We start from the raw sequence: 25,314 nt of genomic DNA on the forward strand, positions 1-25,314 counted from the left end.
GAAATTTTCCTATTTTTTAATGAAATAGCGTACAGAATCGGCCTGATCATTTATCATTTACAGTTAGCTAATTATTCTCACGTGCTGTCTCGGAGGACACCATGGCCGCTGGTAAATATTTACGTTGGAAAGACGAAAACGGTAACGAGTTTCGCCCTGTTTCAATATCTGGTAACGCATTACTTAACGATCGTACTTTAAATAAAAGCTCAGCTTTTAGTTTTGAAGAGCGCGAAGCCTTTAATTTGGCGGGCTTGTTGCCTCCTAAGCCGCAAACCTTTGAAGATCAATTAAAGCGTGTTTACCAAGGCTTTTTAAGTGCTTGTAGCGACATTGAGCAATACCAATACCTACGCGCACTGCAAGACAGAAACGAAACCTTGTTTTATGCATTGGTATCTCGCCACATTGAAGAAATGGCGCCGATTATTTATACCCCAACTGTAGGTAAGGCCTGTCAGGAATTTAGCCACCGCTATCAAAAAGACCGCGGGTTATACATTACCGCAGAGAATGTCGATCAAATGGGCGAGATGGCGCGCCACTTCGCCGGTAAAGATATTAAGATTATTGTGGTTACCGACAGCCAAGGTATTCTCGGCCTCGGTGATTTAGGTATTGGTGGCATGGGCATTCCTATTGGTAAGTTGTCACTGTATACCTTAGGCGCAGGTATTCACCCTGCACGTTGTTTGCCGATTGCGCTTGATGTAGGTACCGATAATCAAGACTTGCTCAACGATCCTATGTATTTAGGCCTTCCGCAAAAACGGATGCGTGGTCAAGAGTACCAAGACTTCATTGAGAAATTTGTGGCGCAAACTAAGCTGCACTTCCCAGAAGCCGTATTGCAATGGGAAGACTTTAGTAAGTCTAATGCCTTCGATAACCTATCTAAGTATGAAGACGAATTACCATCATTTAACGATGATATTCAAGGCACCGGTTCTGTGGTTTTGGCTGGCGTGATTGGCGCTACTAAAATTAAAAACGAAACCCTTGGTGAGCAAGTTTACGCTGTGTACGGCGCAGGCGCCGGCGGGGTAGGTGTTGCCGACCAAATATTTGCTGGCTTGCTTAAAGAGGGCATTAGCCACCAAGAGGCACGTGATCGTATTTTCATTCTAGACTCACGCGGAGTGGTTTTTGATAACCGTGAAGATCTCGATGAATACAAAAAACGTTACGCTAAGCCGTTTGAACTAGCCCAAAACTGGACGCTAGCCGAAGAAGGCAAGGCGAGTTTGGGCGAGCTTATCGATAATACGCCGGTTACCGTATTATTAGGCTGTAGTGGTGTAGGCGGTGCATTTAAAGAAAGCCATGTGAAAAAGATGCTGGAATATACCGACCGCCCGATGGTATTCCCGCTATCTAATCCAACCGATAACTGTGAAGCCCTACCAGAAGATGTATACAAGTGGACCAATGGCCAAGCCATTGTGGCCACCGGCAGCCCCTTTGACGACGTAGATTACAACGGCAAAAACTACCGTATTGGTCAGGGTAACAATGTGTTTATTTTCCCTGCAGTTGGCCTTGCAACCATTGTTTCTGGCGTGAGCAAAATCACCATGGAAATGTTTACCACAGCGTCGTTTGCTTTGGCCGAATATGTTTCTCAAGAAGACTTAGACAGCGGCTGTGTATTCCCAAGAATGCGTGAGCTAAAAGAAGTTTCTGGCTTTGTAGCTAAAGCGATTTTAAAGCAAATTCAAGAAACCGATCCGCAAGGCTGCTTGAGCGGTAAAGACATCGACCAAGAAATTGCCGAGCATATGTGGGAGCCTATTTACCTGCCATATCGCAGAGTATAAGGCCTTAACAATAAATTAGCAGTTAAGAATAAAAAGGAGCCAATGGGCTCCTTTTTTGTATGAAGAGTGGATGCAGGGTTTAGCCTTAGTTAGCAGTAATTTCCCATACTGTTAACGACCCACTTACTTCGTTACCTACCAACAATAATGGTTGGCTGGTTGGGCTGCTATCGGCGGCAACAAATACCAAGCTTTCTGGAGCTAAGTCACCAATACCGTCATCAACGCTTAAACCTTCTGTTAGGTCACGGTTAATTACGTAGGTTTCGAACTTGCTGTTGTAAGGGTTAGTTACATCGTAAACCATAATGCCGCCCATGCGCTCTAAACCAATAAAGGCGTAGGTTTTGTCGCCAACAGTGCCAACAGTTAACGCTTCAGGTTCAGCGCCTTTGTTTTCTGAGCGAGAGTCGCCTTCGTTCTCATCATCACCATTGTTAAAGGCATTGCCGTGAAGTGCTGCAGTGATACGACCGACTTCATCACCAGAATCGAATACTACTAAACCATTTTGATCCCATACGGTGAATGAGCGAGCGCCGTAGGCTACGGCAGTTTCATACTCGCCATTGCCGTCGGCATCACCCAGTACATTTGTTACGCGTAAGTCATCAATCTCGCCGCCGGCTTGCAGTGCTTCTAGCATAGAGCCTGCTTGGGCGGTAAGGTTTTTAAGTTTTACTTCTTCGGTAAAGGCTAAGCAACCATCGTCTTCATCGTAGTCTTGACCACCCGCAGCAATACAGGCAGCTTCGTCGGCTACATCAAAGAAATACTCACGTGCATCACCTTCGTTGGCAGTAATGAGGAACGGCGCCCCATTCCACGAGAAAGAAGCAATAGTGTCTGGCATGTAAGCGCCGTATAAGCCGTCGTATTGGCCAAAGCTCACTGTGCCATCCTCGTTCCCGTCAAAGTTTAACCCTGACCAGTCTTTATATCCCAAGCCGATAATTTGCACGCTGTTATCGCTTAAATCTACAAGTGCTAAGCCGTTGTTTTCTTGAAGCGTTACATAGGCCATGTCGTTGCTGGCGGTAATGTATTCAGGCTCTAAATCTTGTGCAACAGTGGTGGCAATTACTTGGCCGTTTAAAGTACGACCACTTGGGTTAGGGAAATGTAGCCCTTTAGCTTCAAGCTCATTTTGCATGCCGTTAAAGCTAGTAAAGTCGATGATAGTGGCGCTAGTTGCTGGTGTTCCATCAGTTACGCTAATGACTGCAATTGAGCCTTCAGGATCGTTGTTGTAATCGCCGCTTGGCTCACCTTCGTTAGCCACAATCACTTTGCTGCCATCAGGCGTGAAAGTAACCATATCTGGCAAGTTTCCTACTTCAACGGCACTTAGGAATACTGGAGTGCCAGCGTTTAAACCATTGTAGAAAACAATGAAACCGTTGTTGGCTTGGGCGTCGGCTTCAATGGCTACTGCCATTAAATCATTATGCACGGCAATGCTGTTGGCTCCGCCCAAAGCAACGCCATTGGCTTCGGTTGGTAAAGTAAGTGGGGTAGCGCTTAGGTTAGTATCGCTAGTTGGAGCACTTAGTTGCTCAGAGCTAAGGCCAGAAGCATCAATCATCTCAACCGTTGCGTCAGAGCTATTAATGGCATAAATAGTTTGAGTAGCAGCGTGGTATTGCAGGATCTCAGCGGCACCGTCTGGGTTTAATACTGCGCGACCAACCGGGTTAAGCATGATGCTGCTAACAGCATCTGCACCAGGCTCACCGTTTAAACCATTTTGACCATCGTCACTACTACACGCTGTTAATGTTAGGCTAGAAATTACTGCCAATGAAACCAAGCTCTTCTTGAGCATCATGTTATATCCCTATAAATAGTTACAATTCGAAGGGCATTTTGTGTACTCAATGTGACTTTACGATGACGAAAATATGACAATCAATGAAATGTTCCAATAAGGTACAAGTGAACTTAAACCTGAAGGTTTTAGCGATCCACTGTTCTGTAAGTGATTGAATTCAATGCCTATTTCACCAGATCTATTTAACGCTTTAGTTTGATAAAAGTGGAACGATTGTGCTTTTCGTTTGATCTAAGCAAATTTGCCAGCCGTAACCATTCTCGAAACCTACGCAACTTAAGCTTGAAGGAAAGAGACAATGATTAAACGAATTGCAAGTGTATTTACTTTGATTATCACAACAATGACATTCTCAATGTTGGCTCAAGCTGGTCATCACGGCATGAAAAAGGATGTTGTTGATGTAGCCGTCGAGAATGGCTCTTTTACTACTTTAGTTACCGCTGTGAAAGCCGCAGGATTGGTTGATACCTTAAAGGGAGATGGGCCTTTTACTGTGTTTGCTCCTACCGATGAAGCCTTCGCAAAATTGCCCGAAGGAACCGTGGAAATGTTACTCATGCCTGAGAACAAAGATAAGTTAATCGCCGTGCTTACTTACCATGTTGTAGCCGGAAAAGTCATGGCAGCCGATGTAGTTAACATTGATAGCGCTACAACCGTTCAAGGAGGCATGTTAGCCGTTAGTACTAGCGGTGAAACGGTAATGATCAATAGCGCAAAGGTAGTGGCTGCAGACGTAAAAGCTAGCAACGGTGTGATTCATGTTGTCGACACCGTATTGCTACCAAAATAGGCGTATCGGCAGGGCTAAGTTAAACCCTGCCTAGTTTGTGAAATTAAGCCTCTCTTAAAGGTTTGCTAAACGCTGCTTAGCTTTTTGACCACTTGATTCATGGTGTAGTGAACAAACTGAGCACCTAATTCGGTGAGTTGATAGGGCTTGGTTTCTTCAAAAGCAGATTCTAAGAGCGGGCTTGCAGGTTTTCTAACTTTACCTTTGCTTGACTGTTTTACAAAGTCACCTTCATAAGTGGTTTCTCTAGTTTGTCTAATAACTCCACCTGCACTTAAATCTCTAATAAGCAACTTAAACAGATCGGCTTCAGCACTATCTTCACGGGGCATTTCTTCACTTACCGACTGCCAAATGGCTAATCGGGTTATTCCCTTGCTTTGGTAAATAGCGCGGATCACTTTGAAGTGGATTTCATGGTATTTATCGAGCCAGTCATTAAACAAGCGAATTTGGTCATCTGGGCAAAGAGGAGAAGCCGCAGCGTTAGATATTAGGTTCACCACGTAATCACGTTTTTCTTGTGTTTCTGCAGCATCCCAAGACTTAAACGCTCTGCGTATTAACGCTAAATAGGCGTCTGATTGTATTCGAGATTTATGGTTGGCATGCACCGACTCTAATCGATATGCCATTTCATCGAGGGTTAACATCAGTTGATTAACTTTTTGCTGGTGGATTTTGAGCCACTCTTCATGCAGTTCGTTAACTCTACCTTGCTCGCTTTCTCCATGAATGGAGGCGCTGCTAGCTAGTACTTGGCCAACCCAAGGTATCGCCGACATGGCATTAGCAACAATGCGACAATATTTAGTCCATTGGCCTCGGTCTTTTAAAATGGCCAATTCGTAAGCAATAAACTCTTCGTTTCTTTCTTCTAGAGGCTTGTTTGTGTCTTCCATGACGAAACCTTGTAAGCGCTAAGTATTAATGTGAAATAACAATGGCTTGCTAAACCAAGTGCTACTTTGATTTCTTCTTTGTGTTTTATCAATAGCTAAACGTGATTTTGTTAACTCAGTTCAAGATTGAGTTTCTAGCAGAAGCAGGGCAACATAAGCGGGTTGTTTCGTAATCGGAGCAGCAATAATTCTCAGGGCGGGGTGTAACTCCCCACCGGCGGTAGTTAGTGTGTCGTTAGCAAACGAGACAGTAAAAGCCCGCGAGCGCCCAACAGTAGTTGGGGTCAGCAGATCTGGTGACTTAACTTAATGAGTTAATAGTCCAGAGCCGACGGTAATTTGCAGCGTAGCTGTAATAAGTCCGGATGGAAGAGAATCATGTATCATTTAGTTGCTTTATGTTTTTAAAGCAAAGTACTTGGCTGTGGCTGAGCACTTAGTGATGCCGATAACAACGTCATTCCTATTGGAGTGGCGCTATTCCTGTGTGCCCTGATTCTGGATATCTTAATGTTGTACCTTAAGGAATTAAACCATGAATCAGTCTCTACTTGCCGAATATGGCAATCCTATTGAACGTGTTAACGCCGCACTTAACGCTTTGCGTGATGGCAAAGGTGTGTTGGTGGTTGACGATGAAGACCGCGAAAACGAAGGTGATTTAATCTTCGCCGCCGAAACACTTACTAATGCTCAAATGGCTATGTTGATCCGTGAATGTAGCGGCATTGTGTGCTTGTGCTTAAACGATGACAAAATCAAACAGCTTGATTTACCGCCAATGGTCAGTGATAACTCTAGCCAATTTGGTACGGCCTTTACGGTAAGCATTGAAGCCAAGCAAGGGGTCACCACAGGGGTGTCGGCTGCAGATCGCGTTACTACCATTAAAACAGCTATTGCCAACAATGCTAAACCCAGTGATTTAGCCCGACCTGGCCATGTTTACCCCTTGCGTGCCCAGCCGGGCGGAGTATTAACCAGGCGAGGACATACCGAAGGCACGGTAGATCTAATGAGCTTGGCGGGCTTAAAACCTGCCGGAGTATTGTGTGAAGTGACCATGCCAGATGGCACCATGGCGCGTCTTCCTCAGATCGTTAACTTTGCCAGGCAGCATGCCATGCCAGTGTGCAGTATTGAAGATATTGTGGAGTATCGCAAAGCGTTAGTCAGCAAGGCTAGCTGAGCTTAAATTCTATCAGAGGCTTAAGGGCCTCTTTATTACTTGGCTTTTCTTTCCCTTTTCTCAGTACATTGCGAAGCGCGACGAGTATTTCTAATGTAACTTTGCAGCCAAGTTTACCTTTACGCGCGCAGTTAACTCTTCACTCCAAATATAAATATATAAGCTAAATAAATCTTACTATTTATCTCTATCACATATGTTGCGCTTACCTCTTTAGCTTATTTTTACACTGTGTTTATATACTATTGATATATATCTTTTTATTTCCATTGCCGGAGAACTATTTATAGGGAGGTAAAGCAATGAACAATAAATTAGCATGCCTTGTCACTGCGCTTTTGGCCTTTTGGATGCTGGTGGGGTGTTCTAACAACAGCACAAAAGACTGCGACAACGTAGCGGGCACTTGGCAGTTAGTTGTTGATGTTGATGATTACGAATGCAACGGTTTAGGCCAACGCTATAAACAAGTATTTGAGGTGTCTCAGAATCAATGTCAGTTAAGTATAGAAGGAGGTACTACCGGCATAATAAGCCAGGGAAAGATTACTTGGACATCGCCTAGTACTGAAACAGACGGTGGGACGCTTAGCTACTCCTCAGCATATAGTGAAGTAAACAACAAAGAAATAACTGGCACTTATGATTGGCAATGGAGTAACGACAGTTTCAGTTGTTCTGGTACTGTCACTGCTAAAGGGCATATCTTGACAGAGCAACAAGCTGCTAACGCTAAATTGGGAGAAACTGCTATACAGCTTGAGCATCCTTTACTTTACCCCAGTGAGAATACTGTTGCTCATACTTTTACCGTGGAAGCAAAAAATGCAAGACAGGTTTACTTAGCCGGAGAAATGAGTGATTGGCGAAGTAAGGTGCTTGTTATGCAGCCAAGCGAAGCAGACCACTGGTCTATCACCTTGTACTTAAAACCTGGGGCATGGCAATACAAATTTGTGATAGACGGAGTGTGGGTGGCCGACCAGCAAAACCCGCAATCGGTGCCCGATGGTTATGGTGGCGTTAATTCTGTATTTGTTATTGGCGAAGAGGATGCATTGTTAATAGCTCAGCCAGGGATTGCTCATGGCAGCATTGTTGAAGCCGAGTTTAAGAGTGACAGCTTAGATCAAGCCAGCCCATATGCCGTGTACTTGCCGCCTGGTTACCAAACATCTAAGCAAGATTATCCAGTATTGATGCTTTTGCATGGTTACGGTCAAGATTATAAGCAGTGGATTATAGACGGCAAAATTCAACACTTAATGGATAACATGATTGCCAATAAGAGTGTTGAGCCGTTTATTGTGTTAATGCCTTCTGCAGGAACCAGCTATTACAAAGGGCAGCATGAAAGCTTCATTATACAGGAGCTGCTGCCTCATGTTGCTGAGCAATATAAAGTTAAGGCTGGGTCAGGTTATAGTGCCATTAGTGGCATATCAATGGGCGGCGCAGGTGCGTTTTATTTAGCAGATAAGTACCCAAAGCAATTTGGCCTTTCGTTGCCGCTTAGTGGTTATTTTGATATGGAAATGTATCCCAGCTTTAGTTGGCAGAACTTCACATTAGATGCTGAGCTTACTCTGTTTTGTGGAGAGGATGACTCAATCAGTTACCCATCTAATCAACGTTTAGTTGAAAAACTTAATCAGCAGGGAGTTGAGTTTTCTTACTTGACCGCTGAGGGGGGGCATACTTGGCGTTATTGGAATAGTATTTCAGAACAAGTACTTAAGCAGGTATCGTCGTTTTTTGCACGATAAAATAAAAGGGGCCCTAAGGCCCCTAATCGATTTATGCGTTTAGTACTATTGTTGTTTTGTAGGTGTAAACACCTTTTTGTCAGTATAGACAAGTTGTGACAAAAGTAACTCGCAATATGCTTATTTCAGGTGGTTTTTCCAAATACTGTGATCAGCATACTACCCAAGGGGTAGTATGTCGTGGTAGAGCTTTTGCTCTATTGTTGTAAGTGCTTATTTTTAAAACACTAGAAGCGCTCTGGCCCTGCTGGTTTATTACCCAGTATATCATCCACTTGCTGCCAAACTTGCTGATTTAAGCTGCTGCTGTTGGCTAGTGCTTGCAAGTTATCTTCAAGCTGTTCCAGTTTAGATACGCCCAAAATCACGCTACTTACATTGGGAGTGCGTAAACACCAATTTAAGGCCAAGTGGTGTAATGGCATGTCTAATTGCTGGGCGAGCTGATTTAGCTGGGCAATTTGCTCAAGTTTGTTGTTTTCACCAATTAGCATGTCGCGCAACCATTCATAGCCAGGCAAACTTAAGCGGCTATTCTCTGGCACCCCATTTAGGTATTTACCAGTGAGCAAGCCACTCGCTAATGGAGAAAAAATAGTGGTGCCTAGCCCAGTTAAGGAATAAAGCGGCAGGTACTCGGCTTCTACTTTGTCACGAACCATCATGTTGTATTGTGGTTGCTCCATTATTGGGGCATGTAAGTTTTCGGCTTTAGCCACTGCCCATGCTTCGGTAATTTGTTGGGCGCTCCACTCAGATGTACCCCAATACATCACTTTGCCTTGGCTAACCAAGTCATGCATAGCTCGCACTGTTTCGTATATTGGCGTATCAATATCTGGGCGGTGGCAATAGAACAAATCTAAATAATCTACTCGTAATCTGGCCAGTGCGGCGTGGCAAGCATCAAACACATGTTTGCGGCTTAGACCTCGTTGGGTGGGCTTGTCGCCTCCCCAAAATACTTTGCTAGACACAACAAAGCTGTCGCGTGACCAGCCAAGCTGTTCGATGGCTTGGCCCATTAAGCGCTCACTTTCACCGCTTTCGTAGCCTTCGGCATTATCGTAAAAATTGATACCAGCATCATAAGCCCTTGCCATGATCTGCTTGGCCGCTGATAAATCCACCTGTTTACCAAAGGTTACCCATGAGCCTAAGCCAAATTCACTAACTTGCAGGCCGCTGCGGCCTAAACGACGATATTGCATATTACACCTACTTAAATAGAGGAAATTGGCACCAGTATAGAGCGTAGCTAAAGCATGAAAAAAGATCGTAAAAGCAAAAATACTGTTTGATATAACATACAAACTCTAATTTTTGAGTATTATTGTTTACAACTAAACGCGTGGATGGGTGATAGTGTCTAAGAATCATAAAAAGTTGGAGCGCTTGTTGCTGTTTTATGAAGTTGCTCAGCATTTGAGCTTTTCTAAAGCTGCTGAGCATTTAGCTATTTCGCGTAGTTATTTGTCTCAGCAAATTCGCAGCTTGGAGCAAGATTTACAAACTCAGTTATTAATACGAACTACCCGTAAGGTGCGCTTAACGACCGAAGGGCACAAAGTGTTTGTGCAAGCGCAAGCTATGCACCACGGATTGTTAGACCTAGAGCGCGAGCTTGAACACAGTGGTGATAAGGTTGCAGGTATCTTGCGCTTAACCGCTCCAGCGGCCTTTGCCGATAGCTTCTTGGCCGATGTGTGTTATCAGTTCTCGCAGCGTTATTCAGAAGTGAGCTTTGAAATTGATGTAGGCCACCACTTAGAAGATTTGCACGAACGAAACTTTGATTTGGCCATTAGGGTAACCACAAAGCCTCCAGAAAACATGGTGGCACGTAAGCTTATGCCATATTGCCATTGGGTGGTTGCCTCACCTGAGTACTTCTCGGCTAACGGGCAACCCACTCAACCCAGTGATTTAGCAAATTTACAGTGTTTAGCATTTCCAAGTTGGCGCAATTGGCAGTTTGTAAAAGCAGGGAAAGTTGAAGAAATTGAAGCAAAAGGGCAGTTTGCGGTAAACGACAACAATATTTTGATTAAGGCTGCACTAAATCATCAAGGGGTCACTAGGGTGCCCGAGCATTTGCTGTGGCAATTAGTCAGAGAGGGGCGTTTGCAGCGTGTGCTTAGTGACTACCAAGTAGAGCAGCGACAGGTGTGGATGCTTTACCCACCTAAAATTGAACACTCTTCTCGCTTGCAGCATTTTGTGGCTTTTTTGCAGCAGTACCTTAGCCAAGTTAGGCCCTAGATAGCTTGGTATCCAAAAACGTTTATCTTTCTTAATGCCAGTTTTCGAGGTTTATAAATCGTGGCCAGATTTGTGTTTTGCTTTTAGCTGCGGTGCTTATGCGTTTTGTGAACAGTGGTTTTGAGGGAGCCCCAAAACCATTGTTCGATGAAGGTTTAAGCGACGTTTTTACTTAAACCTTTATGGCTTTGCTTTAAGACAAATTCAATTTTGCGCTGTTCCATATCTACTCGGGCAATGGTGACCGAGATGGCTTGGCCAATGCCATAGCTTTTACGGCTGTTTTCACCGGTTAAACGTTGCTTGTTGGCATCGTAATGGTAGAAATCGCCTTTTAAAGCAGAAATATGAATACTGCCTTCAACCTGAGTGGCAGGCAATTCAACAAACAACCCAAAGCCGTTTACGCCACTTACAATGCCTTCAAAGCTCTCGCCCACTCGGTCTTGCATGTATTCGCATTTAAGCCAAGCATCAACATCCCAGCTGGCTTCGTCAGCGCGGCGAGATACTAACGAACAATGCTCAGCCAACATCAACATTTGTGCGGTGTCGTAAGGATAGCTTTGTTCAATGGTTAGTGGCGTAGCACCTTTTAGGCGCTGCACAGGATCAAACCCTTTACCACTTAGGCTCTTAAGGGCACGCTTCATGATGCCACCAGACTCTTTGCTGCGAATGATTGAGCGAATAGCGCGATGCACCAATAAGTCGGGGTAGCGACGAATTGGCGAGGTGAAGTGGGCATAAGCATCAAAAGCTAAGCCAAAATGTCCTTCGTTTTCTGGGGTATACACTGCTTGACTCATTGAGCGCAGCATAATGGTTTGAATAATGCTGGCATCATCCCGCTCGCCAATACTGCTGAGTAGTTTGTTGTAGTCGGCTGGCGTAGGTTTGTCGCCACCGCTTAAGTTCAAACCTAGCTCGGCTAAAAAGCTACGTAAAGCGCTTAGCTTTTTCTCTTTAGGGCCTTGGTGTACGCGATATAAAGCCGGAATTTTTAGCTGTTCTAAGAAACGCGCTGTGGCAACGTTGGCGCACAACATACATTCTTCAATCAGCTTGTGGGCGTCGTTGCGTACTAGCGGAACAATCTGTTCAATCTTACGTTCGCTATTAAATTCAAATCGGGTTTCTTGGGTCTCAAAATCAATGGCTCCGCGTAGTTCACGCGCCTGTTTCAATACGCCATACAAACGGTGTAAGTCTTGTAGGTGTGGCAGTACGTTGGCAAATTCTTTACACAGCTGTTGGCCTTGCGCTGAGTTGGCTTGCTCTAACATTGCGCCCACTTGGGTGTAAGTGAGGCGGGCATGTGAGTGAATCACCGCTTCGCAAAACTGGTAACTGGCCAGCTGACCTTGGGCATCTATGTTCATTTCGCAAACCATTACTAAACGGTCAACCAGAGGGTTAAGCGAACATAAACCGTTCGAAATCGCTTCGGGCAGCATAGGCACTACATGGCCAGGAAAGTACACCGAGGTGCCGCGTTTTTGTGCTTCTATATCTAAGGCACTGTTTGGCTGAATGTAGTGTGATACATCGGCAATCGCCACCAGTAAGCGCCAGTTGCCGTTGCTTAGCGGCTCTGCATACACAGCATCGTCGAAGTCTTTGGCATCTTCACCATCAATAGTGACAAAAGGCGTTGCGGTGAAATCCACCCGGTTTAGTTTATCTTGCGCGGCCACTTCTGGGGCTAATTGTTTGGCTTGGGCTAGTGCTTCTTCAGGCCATTCAAAGGGAATATCGTGGCTGCGGATCGCAAGGTTGATTTCCATGCCTGGCGCCATAGGGTCACCAATCACTTCGCTAATGTGGGCGATGGCATTGTCACGTTTATGTGGGTAGCTAATTAGCTCTGCAGTCACGTATTGGCCTTGCTTAGCACCTAAGGTTTTCTCTGCTGGTATTTCAATGATCTGGCTAATTTTTTGGTTGTCTGGTTGCAGGCTAAAGTGGCCATTGCTTTCAACCAACTTACCAATGATTTGTTGGGTGTTCTTTTCCAGTATTTTAATCACTCGCGCTTCTTCACGACCGCGATTATTAAAGCCATTTGGCAGCGCTTGAATAAGGTCGCCATCAAATACTTTGCTCATTTGCGAGCTATGCAATACAAAGTCGGTGTCGTAGCCTTCACATTTTAAGAAGCCAAACCCTTCACGGTGGCCGATTACTTTACCTACCAAATACTCACTGTCGTCTACTGGCCAGTAATTGCGTTTACGGTCGCTATGTAATTGACCATCGCGGCTCATCGCAATTAAACGGCGGCGCAGGGCTTCTAGATCGTTTTCACTGTCTAGGTTTAGGGCTACCGCTATTTGCTCGCGGTTAAGTGCTTGGCCTTGCTGATCGAGCAGCGCAATAATCGCGTCGCGGTCGGGAATGGGATTAGCATATTGTTGCTCTTTAGAGCTTGAGTGTTTACTCATAGTTATTGTTCTCTGTTAATAGGGCCAATAACCTTGCTCTAGGGAAATCATGAAATGTTTTAAGTATGCAGTTCAGATATAACTCTCAAGGTTGTTAGGCCTGGGCGCTTGCTTTAAAGCAAGTCGCTAAAATTTGTTACTTGCTGGCGCCATTAGTTGGCTTTGCAAGTGATGTAGTTGGTCTGACTTATAAGCCGCTTATGTGACACATAGATGACAGACAATCATATAGTTGCCGAAAGGCAAGATTGGAAAAACAAGCTTGAATTTAAAACGACGAAACGAAGGTTAAAAGAAGGCAACCTTAAAGCGGAGTTCAAAAAATAGACTGAATTTCTAATGGCCGCCACTTTATAGACTTGTGGCGGAAAGTCAACTTTTGTCGTTGAGCCTAGGTTCTTTTAGGCACGAGTGATGAGGTATTTCCACAAACATCCAATATTGACTTAATTATTATCTAGTTCACAAATTGTTCAGTTTTGGGTTGTCCTTTATTTTTGTGTGGTTATTATTTGCTCGCTTAAAAAACATAATTAGAAACAGCGGGAATGAAAATGAGAATAACAATAGCGGCGCTAGCACTGCTGCATTTTAGTGGACAAGCTACTCCCTTTAGTAGCAATGTTATTAACGATGTATATCACAATCAAGCCAACGGAGTCCCGACTGCTCGGGATCACAATGATGGAGTACCGGATCTTTACGATGCTGTAAATCTGTTATTGGGCACCAACTACCAAAGCAATGTCGATTTGGATAATCGTTTTGTAGCTAATGATCAATTGTTTGTTGGTGAAGGCTCTCAAAGTGTGGCCTTAGTTGGCCTAACAGCCGGTAACCACAATACCTTAGGTATCTATACAGATATCGGTGTGGGTAACGATAAAACAGCTATTTTACCCTCCGATCCACATTACGGTATTAAGGGGGATGGCTCAACAAGTCAGCCATTTTCAGGTGTTACTTTGGATATTAATGGCGAATTTGGTTGGTATTTGGAGCAGGGTGGTCCACTTACTTACTCAACGTTCTATTCGGAAAATCAGCTAAATGGAGGTTGGGATCATACTATGACTTTTGCAATGCCTGAGCTTAACGGACAATCACGCTATCTAGATATTGGTGGAAACATTGTCGAACACATATTTACTAATGCCTATTTAATCGGTTGGGAAGACCTTCCTTTTGGCTTTTTTGAGCCAGGCATGTTGGGAGATGATGATTACGACGACATGATGTATTTAGTGGATTTTAAACCGGCCTCTATAACAACTCCTGTAGAAGCTTCAGAGCCGCTATCAGCATGGCTGCTAGCCAGTGGTTTGCTTGGTTGTTGTTTACAGCGGCGTAAACGCCGCCTGTCTGCAATGGTGGGTTTACAGAGCAAATAGCTCTTTGTGAGCAAACTGCACTAGCGCCAATATTAGGGCATGCACATAGTTATCTTCGCGGGTTGCTAAGCCATTGGTGAGTAGTCCAATGGCGCCGCCTTTTTGCTTAATATTCTTAGTATTAAACAGCTTGTCCATTAGTGGGCCAAGTTCCTCACCTTGCTCTAGTGCTTGATAAACGCTTGGCGGCAGAGGCATGTTGGCCCCACGCCCTACCGAAAGGTGCTCACCACGTGCGATTGCCACATAAGCAAACGTAGCGGGGCCATCTTCAAACATATCTACGCCACCTTCAATTGCGGCATAAAAATCGGCAGTTTGGTGCTGCTGGCAGTAACGCAGGCGATTTACTGCACCATCGCGAGTCTGTTGAGTGGTAATGGGTTGCTCGGGCACTTGAGAAGGGGCATCAATGCCTTGGCAGTCAATCTCAGCATCTGGGTAATACATCGCGAGGGCTTTAGCAACTGCTCGCACTTTGACTGGGTTGCGCGACCCTACTACTACTTTAATACTTTGCTCTGACATATTTACTGTTCTTCAATTTAGTTGGAAAAGGCGAGGCCCTGATTTAGCGCGCGGCCATTCTATACAGCCAATTGCTCGGCGATGCTGCCACATACTACTCGTGAGTCGATAATTCGGCCATCTCGCTGTGGATCACTACCGGGGCGAATGTCCCAGTTTAACTGGTACTTTTGATTGATCATTTGCACCAATTGGTAGAAAGACAAGCCTTGCTCATTACCGCCTACATGATATATCCCCGGTTTGGCTTGCTTAGCCAAAGTGACTAAGCACTGCATGCTATGTTCAACAAAGGCCACGGCTGGTAACCACTCGGTACTAGCAGCCAAGTAACCTTTTTCAGCATGCATATCTCTAACATGTGTGAGTAGGTTATCTTGCTCAAAGTTATCGAACATTTGCCAGCCTAGGCGAGCAATAATGGTATTGGGGTTAGCGGCAAGGGCTGCTTGTTCACAGCTTATTTTGTATAGCCCATAATCATTTACCGCATCTGCGGGATGCTCTGGGGTGAAAGGGCCGGTGCTCTCTGGGTTAAATACACTTTCGGTGCTGGTAAATAGCATTGGAATATTTTGTTCACCAGCAATGCCAGCTAGACAAGCCAGCCACTCTTCGGGCCCTGTAGCTAGGTGAAATATTGCATCGATGTGGTTGCCGCGAACATAGCCTAGCTGCTGCGCGCGGTTGGTAATGTCTAGCTCTTGGCGATTAAAGCCATGTACTGCAATGCCTTGCTTTTCTAGCGCTTGTTTAAGGTAAGGTGCAAGTCGACCATTTAGACCGGTTACTAATACGTTTTGCATTGCATAATCTCATCACTTTCTAAGAAGTGGCTATTATGCGGTTAGACGGCGTTAAGCGCTAGAGTAGGGCAAATTTAGTTAGCCAGTATTTGTTCTACTTTGTCTTCTTGTAGCCAGCTAATACAGTAGCGAATAGAGCCGGAAGGTGGGACATTTTTAGCGCCAGCTTCAGCTTCGGCGTATACCGCTTCAAAGTGTTCGGTAGGTAATACGCTGTACTGGTAGAACACTTCCATTTCTTCGCGTAAGCCATTTAGCGTGGCAGCCGGAGTGGGATCGATTTTGGCTTGAATGTGGTACATGCAAGCGGCAAAAGCATAGTTTTTAAGCGCAGGAAGCTCAGAGCTATCAATGCTTTCATTGGCCACACTGGCTTGAGAACTAAGTAAAATAACAGCAGCACTAACTATGTGTTTTAATTTCATTGTTACCTTATATATCTAATAGCAATTGCCGTTAAATATGATTTAAATCCATTTACTGTGGCCCAAAAATTATCCCAAGCTATGATACTTGTCAAACTAACAAATTTAGATTTTAGGCTTGAAATTATTATTTAATTCGTCATGTAAATTTTAATATTTGTGGTTTGTTAATAAACATGATCGCTTAAAGTATGCTTATTAACATTAATGCTAAATTATGAAATCGTTTACTTGGCGTTAGTTTTAATTGACTGAAATTTAAAGATTTATGTTTAAAGTATGATGTTTGGCTGCTTTTCACAGAATTTGCGTAAATAATAGCCACTTAAACTAACAATTAAATAAAAATAACCCTCTGTTGAAATCGATGTCATTTTTATTATTTACTGATTACATAATTAATTTCCTGATACTCAAGAAGTGAAAATGCTGTCATTTTTACGTCTGCTTTATATTGTGAGTTTTTTCACAAAACTGTCGCAGATTGCACTGCGGAAAATAGCTGGTATAAAACGCAGAAATTACTTTTATCAATAATTGTGAGAAGAAAAATGCGTAATGTTTTAATCAGCTCAGTTGCACTAGTGTTCGGTTTAGGTCTTAGCGTAACTACAGTTGCTGCTGAACAACCAAGCAGCAAGCCAGCGCTTAGCGAATTCGATAAAAATGCAGAGTATTACAATAAAAGCCTAGTAAAAGATGGCTACCGCTTTGGTTGCCGTGTGCACGACGACAACGGCAAATGCACTAAGTTACAGTGGAAGAAACTGTAATAAATAAGCGAGCGAGCTTAACGCTATTAAGCTCGCGTTAAGGCTTGTTGTAAGAGAATCTTTGCCTGTTCGCCAACAATTTTGATGGCTTGCTCTATGCGCTCACTGGGTTTGTTGGCGTAACTTATGCGTAAACAGTTTTGATACTTGCCTGCAGCTGAAAACAAGCTACCCGCCGCAATACCAATGTTAAACGGCTTTAAGTTTTCGTTTAGCACCAAGCTGTCGATTGACTCTGGTAACTCTACCCACAAAAAGAATCCGCCTTTAGGAAAGCTCATTTTACTGCCGCTGGGAAAGTAGCGCTGTACCCAATGGAGCATCAAATCGCGCCTTGCTTGATACTGCTGCTTTGCCAGTCTTAGGTGTTTTTCGTAATGCCCTTGCTCGATAAAATCGGCCACTGCCAGCAGGGGTAAGCTGTTAGCGCCTAGTGAGGTAACAAATTTTAAGTGAGTGAGCATTTGCCCATAACGGCCAGGTGCTACCCAGCCCACACGCAAGCCTGGGGCAATGGTTTTAGAAAACGACGAGCAAAACAACACTCTATCTTGGCTATCGTAGGACTTTAAACTGCGCGGGCGAGGTGTTTGGTAATAGCCGTCGCCCAGAATGTCGTCTTCAATAATGGCGAAATCGTATTTTTCGGCCATTTTTAGCAGCTTAAGTTTGTTCTTTTCGGGCATCACATAACCCAAAGGGTTATTAGATGTTGGGATTAGTTGCAGCACTTTGATCGGCCACTGTTCTAGTGCAAGTTCTAGGGCGGGCAAACTAATGCCGGTTTCTGGATGGGTTGGGATCTCAATAACTTTCAATTGGTTAGATTGAATCGCCTGCATCGAGCCATAAAAGTTGGGTGAATCAATCGCCACAATATCGCCTGGCTGTGTGAGTGCTTTTAAACTTAAGGATAGTGCTTCCTGGCAACCAGCTGTGATTTGGATGTTATCGGGATGAATATGACAGCCAGAGTTCTGCATTAGGCGAGCAATTTGCACCCGTAACTTAAACAAACCATTGCCTTTTGAGCAGCTAAAAACTTGTTTGCTTTGATACTTAATATTGTCGCTAAGTAAGCGCTGCAATGGCTTTAAACTGCTTAACTCGGTATCTGGTGAGCCTCTGCCTAAGGCAAGAAAGTGACTATTGCTTTCTGTCATCATAAGCTCTAACACTGCTTGCCAATTGTCGATCGGCACAGGGCGTTGCTCTGGTTGGCTGGTTTCTGGCAGCTGTGCGGTGCTTGGAGGTTGTTGAACATAATAACCCGACTTGAGCTTACTGCGAACAAAGCCGGCATCTTCTAACAATCGATAACTCTCTTGCACCGTAGAAATACTTACCCCTCTCGCCTTACTCATCTCGCGGATAGATGGCAGCTTTTGGCCAACCGGGTAATAAGCTTGAGAGATTTGTTCCTTAAGTTCTTGTGCAAATTGCTCGTAGAGGGTCATTGGCAACTCCTTAGCCAAAACATCGCTCATTAATAACACAGAGGAATACAGTTAAGCAAAGTTGTGTAGCAAAGCAGTACAGATTGAACATTAACAAGCATTACAGATAACTATTTGCGGCATCTGTAATGGAAAAATTCTTATATTCTGAATCTGTAAGCTTGCTTGTTCAAAATTTAAGCTAGAGGGGTAGCTGATTAAAACAAGGAGCGGAATATGCAGATACAAGTTTCTTTCCATATGGGTTTTCATGCACTGATTAAGCGCCTTGCCCTGTATCGAGCACGTCGCCGCAGTCGCAGAGCTTTACTAGCCTTGAATGACGAGTTGCTCAAAGATATTGGTTTAAGCCGAGCGCAAGCCTTAGCTGAAGGCAGTAAACCTTTTTGGCAAGCAGGTAACGCTGGGCGTAGCCATAGTGACAAAAATAATCGGCAAAGCAGCGGGCATAAGTTTACTCAAAAACTAAAGGCTTAAGCGATGCTAGGCAGCTTTGTTATCTTAGCTGCCTTATCTCTAGGTGTTACGCACGTGCGTAAAGCTTACGGTACTGACACCACAGTTAATAGGTTTACATTAAAGCCACTTTTCCTCTATGGTTTAGCCTTAGCAGAGATATCTTTTCAAGGATGTTAGGCGCTTGCTCAGCGCAGTAATAGTGAATCATCATCTGCTTGTTACCCTTCATGGAAGAAAGGAATTAATGTATGAGTAAGGTGTTATCTAGCAAACTGGCTCGTTTAGGCATCATATTGTTGGTGCTGCTAGTGGTGTATTTATTGATGCTACTAAGCAGTGACAAGGTGAAGAGCATTACCGATGCCTTAACACCGCCTAATTTGCCCGAGCTGCAAGTTGTTCACCAAGATGGCTCTTGGCTAAAACAGTATTGGCCAGAGCAAAATTGGGGCAGCAAAGGTGATTACGTTAGTGATGATGCTAGGAAGTATCATCACATTTCCCAGGGTACTCGCACCATTCCCATTCCTTACCAATGGTTTGTGAGTTTAGAGCAGCCCAGCGGCTCGCTTTGGTCTTTGCTATTGCTAAACGGTTTTTCTGATAATGGCTTGCTTTCGGCAAACGAGTTTTTGCTGCGTTTTGGCTTTATTCGCTCACAAGTTAGTGAGCAAAATCCCGATGGTTTACCTATTGGTTTTGCTCGCACCGATTCTGTTAATTTACCTGGTTATCCAACTCGCACTGCGGGCATTGGTTTTACTTGTGCGGCTTGTCATACCGGCCACTTTGTTCATGGGGAAGGGGAGAGCAAAACCGAGTATGTGATTGACGGTGCTCCCGCCACCACCGACTTAAGTTTGCTTACCGAAACCTTGGCCGCTGCGCTGGGTCAAACTTTGCTTTCGAGTAAGTTACCCATTTTAGATGGGCGTTTCGACCGCTTTGCTCGCCGAGTGCTTGGCGCTAGTTATAGCTCTGCCAACAAGCTGTCTTTGGCAGAAGAGTTAGCCAGCATTGTTGCCGCTAGCGAAGGGCAGCAAGATGTTATTCGAGTAAATGAAGGCTTTATGCGCTTAGACGCGCTAAACCGTATTGGTAACCAGGTATTTGCCGAGAACATCAATCGCCGTGATAATTACCACGCGATAAATGCGCCAGTTAATTATCCGCATTTATGGAGCGCTTCTTGGTTTAACTGGGTGCAATACGACGCCTCAATTATGAGCCCGCTCATTCGCAATGCTGGCGAAGCGATGGGGGTAAATGCCTACGTGGATATGCAAAGCGCTATGGATGACAATCGCTTTAGTTCGTCAATCCCAATGCAAAACTTGGTGTGGCTAGAACACTTTCTTGGTGGGGAACAACCTAGCCAAACTAAGGGCTTTTCGGGTTTACAGCCTCCTAAGTGGCAATTTGGCCCAATAGATCAACAAAAAGCCGAGCTTGGGGCATCACTTTATCAAGCTAAGTGTCAGGGCTGCCATTTACCGCCCTTAGACAGCCAAGAGATTTGGCAAGAGCAATATTTTTCACCGATTGTTTATCAGCAAAATGGCGAGCAAAAACAAACCGCAGAGAAAGTACTACAGCTTAAGCTGATTGATTTGTCGCAGGTTGGGACCGATCCTGCTCAGGCAAATGTATTGGCTACTCGCACCTTAAGCACGGCTGGAGTAAGCAATGTAGCTGCTGCGAACGTGACTCCGGGTTTAGGCATTGATGAAACAATTTGTGGCGAAAACCCTAACCAGCTTTATGGCAGCCAAATGGCTGGCGCTAACTATTCGAAGAAAGATAAAGCCCAGCTGGTGAACTTGTCGGTAAACGATAGCGGAGAAGTATTATTTGGCTTAGCGCTGGGCGCTATAGTGCAGGAAACCGTGAACGCTTGGTTTAAACAACAGGGCGTGAGTGATAAAGCCTTACAAGCTGAATTTGAAGGAGGACGCCCCAACTGTATTCGAGTCACTTCTGGCTATAAAGCTCGCCCACTGAATGGTGTTTGGGCTACTGCACCATTTTTGCATAACGGTTCTGTAGCAACATTGCGTGATTTGCTTTGCCCAGAGGGAGGCGAGCGCCCTAAGTATTTGCAGTTGGGTAACATTGGCTATGACGCGGTGAATCTAGGATTACAGCAGCCTGAAGGTTTTGAAAAAGTGGCTAACAAAGCGCTGAGAAAAGGTCAGCAATATACGGCGGAAGGCTACTTTATCTTAGATACTTCAATACCGGGTAATCACAACACTGGCCATCACTTCTCAGATATATACGATCCTAGTAAACACTATTTGGATCAGCCTAAAGGGGTGATTGGTACTGCCTTTGATTCGCAGCAATGTGACGCGATACTTGAGTACCTAAAAACGATCTAATTAATGCGGTGCTTATATTGCACCTAGAACTCTGTGTTGTTCTCAATAAAAAAGGGCCCTCAGGCCCTTTTTGTTAACTGTATTGACTTTATAGCGCGGCGTTTAGGATTTCGCGGCTAACATCTAAAGTAATTTTTTTATCTTCACCTAAAGCCACCATTTGGTGTTGCTCTAACTTAGTCAACAATACCTCTACATCGCTAGCACCTAGTTCGATGTCACTTAAGCGCACTGGAACTTGCATGCTACGGAAGAAGGCTTCGGTAGCGGCAATCGCTTGGTCGATGCGTTGCTGCTTGTCGCCTTCGCTTATGCCCCAAATGCGTTCTGCGTATTGCAGCAATTTGTCGGCTTTTGCTTCACGGCGAATTTTCATTACCGCTGGCAAAGTGATAGACAAGCTACGTGCGTGGTCAACGCCATAAGCGGCGGTTAACTCGTGGCCCAACATGTGGCTTGCCCAATCTTGCGGCACGCCAGCACCAATTAAACCGTTTAAGGCCATGGTGGCTGCCCACATAATGTTAGCGCGAACCTCTAAGTCTTTGCTGCTCTCTTCGGCAAGTGCTTTAGGGCCTTCTTCAATTAAGGTGAGCAAAATGCCTTCGGCAAAGCGATCTTGGATTTTGGCGTTTACCGGGTAAGTGAGGTATTGCTCCATTACGTGAACAAAAGCATCTACCACACCGTTGCTTACTTGGCGGGGCGATAAACTTAAAGTTACGCTTGGGTCTAAAACTGCAAACTTAGGGCGCACTGCTAGGGCATAAAAAGGTAATTTAGTGCCGTCACGGGTGACCACTGCTGCTGGGTTGGTTTCTGAGCCAGTAGCTGGCAAGGTAAGCACTGCACCCAATGGTAAGGCTGCATCAACCGGGTGTTGCTTGGCAATAATGTCCCAAGGATCATCGCCTTGGTAACAAGCTGCAGCAGCGATAAATTTGCTGCCATCAATCACCGAGCCACCGCCTACTGCAAGAATGTAGTCAAGCCCTTCCGCTTTAATTTGCTCAACAGCCCGCATAAGCGTGTGATAGCTAGGGTTAGGCTCGATGCCCGAAAACTCAGACCACTGGTGATTTTCTAAGGCCTTTGCAACTTGATCATAAACGCCATTGCTTTTTATTGAGCCTCCACCATAGGTGACCAATACTTTGGCATCCACCGGGATCTCGTTAGCGATGGTAGCTATTTGCCCTTCGCCAAAATGAATTTGGGTACTGTTTTGGAACGAAAAATTTAACATCATATTTCCTTCAATTAACTAGCTTAGCGATTAGGCCAAGTGCTGTAGTACTTTTTCTGCGGCCATTTCTGAAGATGCCGGGTTTTGACCGGTAATCATTAAACCATCTTGAATCGCAAAAGGGTTCCAGTCGGCTACTGCTTGGTAATCTGCACCGCGGGCTTTTAACTCATCTTCTAACAAAAATGGCACCACCTCGGTAAGTTGTACTGCGGCTTCTTCACTGTTGGTAAAGCCGGTTGCTGCTTTGCCTTTTACCAGTAATTGGCCATCGGCTTGTTTTACATTTAGTAAGGCTGCGCTGGCATGGCAAACTGCTGCAACTGGTTTGTTTTGCGCAACAAAGGTCTCTAGTAGCGAGATAGATTGTGGATTGTCGGTAAGATCCCACAATGGACCATGACCACCTGGGTAAAACACCGCATCGTAATCACTAGCATCAAGGTCGGCGAGCTTAAGTGTAGTGGCTAACTGTTGTTTTGCCGCGTCGTCTTGGTCAAAGCGGCGAGTGGCATCGGTTTGAAAATCAGGGAGCTCGCTATTTGGGTCAATGGGTGGTTGGCCGCCATTAGGTGACGCTAAGGTGATGTTTGTTCCAGCATCTAAAAACACATAATAAGGGGCGGCAAATTCTTCTACCCAAAAACCTGTTTTATGTTCGGTATTGCCCAGTTGGTCGTGAGAAGTTAGAACCATTAGGATTTTCTTAGCTGTGTTCATTGGTGCATTCCTTAAAATTGATGAGTAACTATGCGATCTCGCAATAGCAATGCACCTAGTGTAGGTGGGTAAGCTCATTCCAACAATGCAGATTAAATAGACATAATTGGTAGAATAATTGATACAATGAGGAGGTGTTTTAAAAAAGAGATAGAACAATGAGCGTTAGCTTTGAACAGCTAAAAAGTATGGTGGTATTTGCTCAGGTGGTGGAGCAGGGCAGTTTTAGCGCTGCCGCAAAGCATATTGGCATTACCCGCGCGGTGGTTAGTTACCACATCAAAAAGCTAGAACAGCAACTAGGGCTTAGCTTATTAAATCGCTCAACTCGAAGTTTGCATTTAACCGAGGCTGGCGAGCAATACTATCAGCGCTGTCATAACATTGCCGAGCAAGCTAAAGCCGCAAATTTACAGATAGAAAACCTTAAGCAAGAGCCGGAAGGTTCGATCAAAATTTCTTGTCCGGTAAACGCTGGCCTACAAACCATTGTGCCAGCGATTAATGAGTTTCGCCGTTTGTATCCCAAGGTGAATATCGAGCTGGTATTAAGTGATGAGGTGGTAAATATTATTCAAGATGGTTTTGATTTAGCCATCCGTGGCGCCGAGCTTAACGACTCTGGTTTGCAAGCCGCCAAGCTAACCACCTTAAGTACCTGCTTATGCGCTGCCCCAGAATACTTAAATAAGCATGGCCGGCCGACTAAACCTGCAGATTTAGATGCCCACCAATGGGTTATTTATACCGCAGGCTCAAGTACCTTACAGCTAAGCAAAGGTTCTCGTTCTTATAGCATAAAAACCAAAGGTGGCATGAGCACTAATAATGCAGCAGTGCGCACTGCCTTTGTTGAAGGTGGCCATGGCTTAGGGCGTGTTCCCTTGTACGACGCCTTGCCAAAAATACAGGCTGGAAAGCTAGAAGTGCTTATGGTCGATTATCAATTACAAGATATTGATGTGTATTGTGTTTTCCCTAAAGGCTCGGCGAGTTCTAAGAAGTTGCGTTTACTCATCGATTACTTAAAGCAGAGCTTAGCTAAGCAAGAGGCATTGCGAGCGCGTTAGTGATTGAGGTTACATCAAGCGTTTAAATAGGGTGGCTAAACTTAAGCAGGGCTAATGTTTTTTGCTTACGCCATTTCGATGCTTAGTTAAGCCCTTGTTGCTATTAAGTTTGTTGCGTAGGCTGGGGTAAATTTTTAGTGAGTACGCAGCCTTGTTCTTTTTTATCGCCTTAACCGCTACCTTTGCCTATGCCCTACAAGGGGTGCTAATGGCCAAGGTTTATCGCCAATCAGATCTGCTTAGTGCGGTGGCCTACCGCGGTTTAAGTTTGTTCATTAGCATGTCTCCCTTACTGCTATTGGTGCCGCTGTCTGCGTATTCTGGTTTTATTCATCATGCTGGTTGGTTGGTACTAGCGGCGGGTTTAGCCGCCTTGGCTAACTGGGCAAATGCAATAGCCTTTGTAAGGTTACCTGTGGGCATTGCTAGCGCTTTATCGATGGCATTTACGGCGCTGTTTGTCGGCTTGTTGGGCGAGTTACTGTTAGATGAACGTTTAAGTCCATTGCAATGGTTAATGGCCGGACTAACCTTACTTGCTGTGCTGCTGTTGGGAGCAAGTCAAACTCGTACTAACACTAAATCCACGGAGAATCCCCCCCAATACAAGCCGCTTATTGGCATTGTAGCCAGTGCTTGTTATGGCGCTTTAATGTCTTGTGCGTTGATACTGGTGGCCAAAATGTCTCGCGACAGCCACCCATTTCTAGTGGGATTTAGCTGGGAAGTGATGATTGGCGTGATGGCTATGTTAATGGCGTTCGCGCGAGGTAAGCTTAGCGGCCACGGCGGAATGCAAAAGGTGACAGCCGTACAGTATAAACAGATCCTCATTTTCGCCTCACCTACGGTTATTGGCACTGGTTGCTATGCCTTAGCAATGACCTTAGGCCCCCTAGCCATTGCGGCAGCTGTGTTAAGCACTATGATGGTATTTAGTATGCTACTGGGCTGGTGGCTATTAGCGGAAAAGCCTACGCTCAAACAGTGGGCAATGATTAGCCTAGTTTGCATTAGTGTTATAGGACTAAAGCTAGTGGTTTAGGGGAAA

At 44.8% G+C, this 25,314-nt stretch carries 21 protein-coding genes and 1 riboswitch; of the genes, 11 read left to right on the plus strand and 10 right to left on the minus strand.

All coding sequences use genetic code 11. The annotated features are described in order from the left end of the window. Nucleotides 1-101 precede the first annotated feature (101 nt). Nucleotides 102-1,817: an NAD-dependent malic enzyme gene (locus ACYFDN_RS08015; RefSeq protein ID WP_016400307.1), complete on the plus strand. Its 1,716-nt coding sequence runs from the start codon at nt 102-104 to the stop codon at nt 1,815-1,817. Between the two features lie 85 nt (nt 1,818-1,902). On the opposite strand, the gene ACYFDN_RS08020 is transcribed toward ACYFDN_RS08015, so the two are convergent. Beyond that, on the minus strand, nt 1,903-3,645 hold the full coding sequence (locus ACYFDN_RS08020; RefSeq protein ID WP_483510684.1) for a choice-of-anchor I family protein: 1,743 nt from the start codon (nt 3,643-3,645) through the stop codon (nt 1,903-1,905). Nucleotides 3,646-3,946: 301 nt separating this feature from the next. Between ACYFDN_RS08020 and ACYFDN_RS08025 the strand changes: the two genes are divergently transcribed. Next, the gene (locus ACYFDN_RS08025; protein WP_483510685.1) at nt 3,947-4,444 is read left to right on the plus strand and encodes a fasciclin domain-containing protein; all 498 of its coding nucleotides are present in this window, start codon (nt 3,947-3,949) and stop codon (nt 4,442-4,444) included. Between the two features lie 65 nt (nt 4,445-4,509). Here ACYFDN_RS08025 and ACYFDN_RS08030 read toward each other — a convergent pair whose 3' ends face one another. Further along, complete coding sequence (locus ACYFDN_RS08030; RefSeq protein WP_338622035.1) at nt 4,510-5,346, minus strand: hypothetical protein; 837 nt, start codon at nt 5,344-5,346, stop codon at nt 4,510-4,512. 183 nt (nt 5,347-5,529) lie between these two features. Continuing rightward, nucleotides 5,530-5,727, plus strand: a riboswitch (FMN riboswitch). 154 nt (nt 5,728-5,881) lie between these two features. Between ACYFDN_RS08030 and ribB the strand changes: the two genes are divergently transcribed. Together ribB and ACYFDN_RS08040 are read left to right on the plus strand one after the other, a co-directional pair. Next, complete coding sequence (ribB, locus tag ACYFDN_RS08035; RefSeq protein ID WP_483510686.1) at nt 5,882-6,535, plus strand: 3,4-dihydroxy-2-butanone-4-phosphate synthase; 654 nt, start codon at nt 5,882-5,884, stop codon at nt 6,533-6,535. A 302-nt stretch (nt 6,536-6,837) separates the two neighbouring features. After that, nucleotides 6,838-8,301: an alpha/beta hydrolase-fold protein gene (locus ACYFDN_RS08040; RefSeq protein ID WP_483510687.1), complete on the plus strand. Its 1,464-nt coding sequence runs from the start codon at nt 6,838-6,840 to the stop codon at nt 8,299-8,301. A 227-nt stretch (nt 8,302-8,528) separates the two neighbouring features. On the opposite strand, the gene ACYFDN_RS08045 is transcribed toward ACYFDN_RS08040, so the two are convergent. After that, entirely contained in the window at nt 8,529-9,512 is a 984-nt protein-coding gene (locus tag ACYFDN_RS08045; RefSeq protein WP_483510688.1) for an aldo/keto reductase, read from the minus strand. Between the two features lie 154 nt (nt 9,513-9,666). Here ACYFDN_RS08045 and ACYFDN_RS08050 point away from each other — a divergent pair, with 154 nt between their 5' ends. Further along, the gene (locus tag ACYFDN_RS08050) at nt 9,667-10,563 is read left to right on the plus strand and encodes a LysR family transcriptional regulator (RefSeq protein ID WP_483510689.1); all 897 of its coding nucleotides are present in this window, start codon (nt 9,667-9,669) and stop codon (nt 10,561-10,563) included. Between the two features lie 155 nt (nt 10,564-10,718). On the opposite strand, the gene rnr is transcribed toward ACYFDN_RS08050, so the two are convergent. Further along, nucleotides 10,719-13,007 carry a ribonuclease R gene (gene rnr, locus ACYFDN_RS08055; protein ID WP_483510690.1) on the minus strand — a complete coding sequence of 763 codons (2,289 nt, stop codon included), beginning with the start codon at nt 13,005-13,007 and terminating at the stop codon, nt 10,719-10,721. A gap of 554 nt (nt 13,008-13,561) precedes the next feature. On the opposite strand from rnr, the gene ACYFDN_RS08060 reads away from it, so the two are divergent. Then, nucleotides 13,562-14,398 (plus strand): hypothetical protein, encoded by an 837-nt coding sequence (locus ACYFDN_RS08060; RefSeq protein ID WP_483510691.1) that lies wholly within the window; start codon nt 13,562-13,564, stop codon nt 14,396-14,398. On the opposite strand, the gene yjjX is transcribed toward ACYFDN_RS08060, so the two are convergent. The 3 genes from yjjX to ACYFDN_RS08075 form a co-directional block, all read right to left on the minus strand. Then, a complete protein-coding gene (gene yjjX / locus ACYFDN_RS08065; RefSeq protein ID WP_483510692.1) occupies nt 14,384-14,926 on the minus strand; it encodes an inosine/xanthosine triphosphatase in 543 nt (180 codons plus the stop codon). The genes ACYFDN_RS08060 and yjjX overlap by 15 nt on opposite strands. Before the next feature lie 59 nt (nt 14,927-14,985). Beyond that, a complete protein-coding gene (locus ACYFDN_RS08070; protein WP_483510693.1) occupies nt 14,986-15,732 on the minus strand; it encodes a sugar nucleotide-binding protein in 747 nt (248 codons plus the stop codon). A 74-nt stretch (nt 15,733-15,806) separates the two neighbouring features. Then, on the minus strand, nt 15,807-16,157 hold the full coding sequence (locus ACYFDN_RS08075) for a hypothetical protein (protein ID WP_016400878.1): 351 nt from the start codon (nt 16,155-16,157) through the stop codon (nt 15,807-15,809). Between the two features lie 551 nt (nt 16,158-16,708). Between ACYFDN_RS08075 and ACYFDN_RS08080 the strand changes: the two genes are divergently transcribed. Next, on the plus strand, nt 16,709-16,930 hold the full coding sequence (locus ACYFDN_RS08080; RefSeq protein ID WP_016400879.1) for a hypothetical protein: 222 nt from the start codon (nt 16,709-16,711) through the stop codon (nt 16,928-16,930). A 26-nt stretch (nt 16,931-16,956) separates the two neighbouring features. Here the strand turns inward: ACYFDN_RS08080 and ACYFDN_RS08085 are convergent, their stop codons facing one another. After that, nucleotides 16,957-18,387: an aminotransferase-like domain-containing protein gene (locus tag ACYFDN_RS08085; protein ID WP_483510694.1), complete on the minus strand. Its 1,431-nt coding sequence runs from the start codon at nt 18,385-18,387 to the stop codon at nt 16,957-16,959. A 216-nt stretch (nt 18,388-18,603) separates the two neighbouring features. Between ACYFDN_RS08085 and ACYFDN_RS08090 the strand changes: the two genes are divergently transcribed. Next, the gene (locus ACYFDN_RS08090; RefSeq protein WP_016400881.1) at nt 18,604-18,864 is read left to right on the plus strand and encodes a DUF1127 domain-containing protein; all 261 of its coding nucleotides are present in this window, start codon (nt 18,604-18,606) and stop codon (nt 18,862-18,864) included. A 230-nt stretch (nt 18,865-19,094) separates the two neighbouring features. Further along, nucleotides 19,095-21,227 (plus strand): di-heme-cytochrome C peroxidase, encoded by a 2,133-nt coding sequence (locus ACYFDN_RS08095; protein ID WP_483510695.1) that lies wholly within the window; start codon nt 19,095-19,097, stop codon nt 21,225-21,227. Nucleotides 21,228-21,315: 88 nt separating this feature from the next. Here the strand turns inward: ACYFDN_RS08095 and ACYFDN_RS08100 are convergent, their stop codons facing one another. Both ACYFDN_RS08100 and ACYFDN_RS08105 read right to left on the minus strand, forming a co-directional pair. Next, on the minus strand, nt 21,316-22,473 hold the full coding sequence (locus tag ACYFDN_RS08100) for an iron-containing alcohol dehydrogenase (protein ID WP_483510696.1): 1,158 nt from the start codon (nt 22,471-22,473) through the stop codon (nt 21,316-21,318). 30 nt (nt 22,474-22,503) lie between these two features. Continuing rightward, entirely contained in the window at nt 22,504-23,193 is a 690-nt protein-coding gene (locus ACYFDN_RS08105) for a type 1 glutamine amidotransferase domain-containing protein (protein WP_483510697.1), read from the minus strand. 158 nt (nt 23,194-23,351) lie between these two features. On the opposite strand from ACYFDN_RS08105, the gene ACYFDN_RS08110 reads away from it, so the two are divergent. Next, complete coding sequence (locus ACYFDN_RS08110) at nt 23,352-24,263, plus strand: LysR family transcriptional regulator (RefSeq protein WP_483510698.1); 912 nt, start codon at nt 23,352-23,354, stop codon at nt 24,261-24,263. Between the two features lie 151 nt (nt 24,264-24,414). Then, the gene (locus ACYFDN_RS08115) at nt 24,415-25,308 is read left to right on the plus strand and encodes an EamA family transporter (protein ID WP_483510699.1); all 894 of its coding nucleotides are present in this window, start codon (nt 24,415-24,417) and stop codon (nt 25,306-25,308) included. Nucleotides 25,309-25,314: the final 6 nt, after the last annotated feature.

It is taken from the genome of Agarivorans sp. D1326 (assembly GCF_056958115.1).

Bases quoted from the DNA above. Each gene is read 5' to 3' on its own strand.
- ACYFDN_RS08015 (WP_016400307.1), top strand. From the start codon at position 102: ATGGCCGCTGGTAAATATTTACGTTGGAAAGACGAAAACGGTAACGAG.
- ACYFDN_RS08020 (WP_483510684.1), bottom strand. From the start codon at position 3,645: ATGATGCTCAAGAAGAGCTTGGTTTCATTGGCAGTAATTTCTAGCCTA.
- ACYFDN_RS08025 (WP_483510685.1), top strand. From the start codon at position 3,947: ATGATTAAACGAATTGCAAGTGTATTTACTTTGATTATCACAACAATG.
- ACYFDN_RS08030 (WP_338622035.1), bottom strand. From the start codon at position 5,346: ATGGAAGACACAAACAAGCCTCTAGAAGAAAGAAACGAAGAGTTTATT.
- ribB (WP_483510686.1), top strand. From the start codon at position 5,882: ATGAATCAGTCTCTACTTGCCGAATATGGCAATCCTATTGAACGTGTT.
- ACYFDN_RS08040 (WP_483510687.1), top strand. From the start codon at position 6,838: ATGAACAATAAATTAGCATGCCTTGTCACTGCGCTTTTGGCCTTTTGG.
- ACYFDN_RS08045 (WP_483510688.1), bottom strand. From the start codon at position 9,512: ATGCAATATCGTCGTTTAGGCCGCAGCGGCCTGCAAGTTAGTGAATTT.
- rnr (WP_483510690.1), bottom strand. From the start codon at position 13,007: ATGAGTAAACACTCAAGCTCTAAAGAGCAACAATATGCTAATCCCATT.
- ACYFDN_RS08060 (WP_483510691.1), top strand. From the start codon at position 13,562: ATGAGAATAACAATAGCGGCGCTAGCACTGCTGCATTTTAGTGGACAA.
- yjjX (WP_483510692.1), bottom strand. From the start codon at position 14,926: ATGTCAGAGCAAAGTATTAAAGTAGTAGTAGGGTCGCGCAACCCAGTC.
- ACYFDN_RS08070 (WP_483510693.1), bottom strand. From the start codon at position 15,732: ATGCAAAACGTATTAGTAACCGGTCTAAATGGTCGACTTGCACCTTAC.
- ACYFDN_RS08075 (WP_016400878.1), bottom strand. From the start codon at position 16,157: ATGAAATTAAAACACATAGTTAGTGCTGCTGTTATTTTACTTAGTTCT.
- ACYFDN_RS08080 (WP_016400879.1), top strand. From the start codon at position 16,709: ATGCGTAATGTTTTAATCAGCTCAGTTGCACTAGTGTTCGGTTTAGGT.
- ACYFDN_RS08085 (WP_483510694.1), bottom strand. From the start codon at position 18,387: ATGACCCTCTACGAGCAATTTGCACAAGAACTTAAGGAACAAATCTCT.
- ACYFDN_RS08090 (WP_016400881.1), top strand. From the start codon at position 18,604: ATGCAGATACAAGTTTCTTTCCATATGGGTTTTCATGCACTGATTAAG.
- ACYFDN_RS08095 (WP_483510695.1), top strand. From the start codon at position 19,095: ATGAGTAAGGTGTTATCTAGCAAACTGGCTCGTTTAGGCATCATATTG.
- ACYFDN_RS08100 (WP_483510696.1), bottom strand. From the start codon at position 22,473: ATGTTAAATTTTTCGTTCCAAAACAGTACCCAAATTCATTTTGGCGAA.
- ACYFDN_RS08105 (WP_483510697.1), bottom strand. From the start codon at position 23,193: ATGAACACAGCTAAGAAAATCCTAATGGTTCTAACTTCTCACGACCAA.
- ACYFDN_RS08110 (WP_483510698.1), top strand. From the start codon at position 23,352: ATGAGCGTTAGCTTTGAACAGCTAAAAAGTATGGTGGTATTTGCTCAG.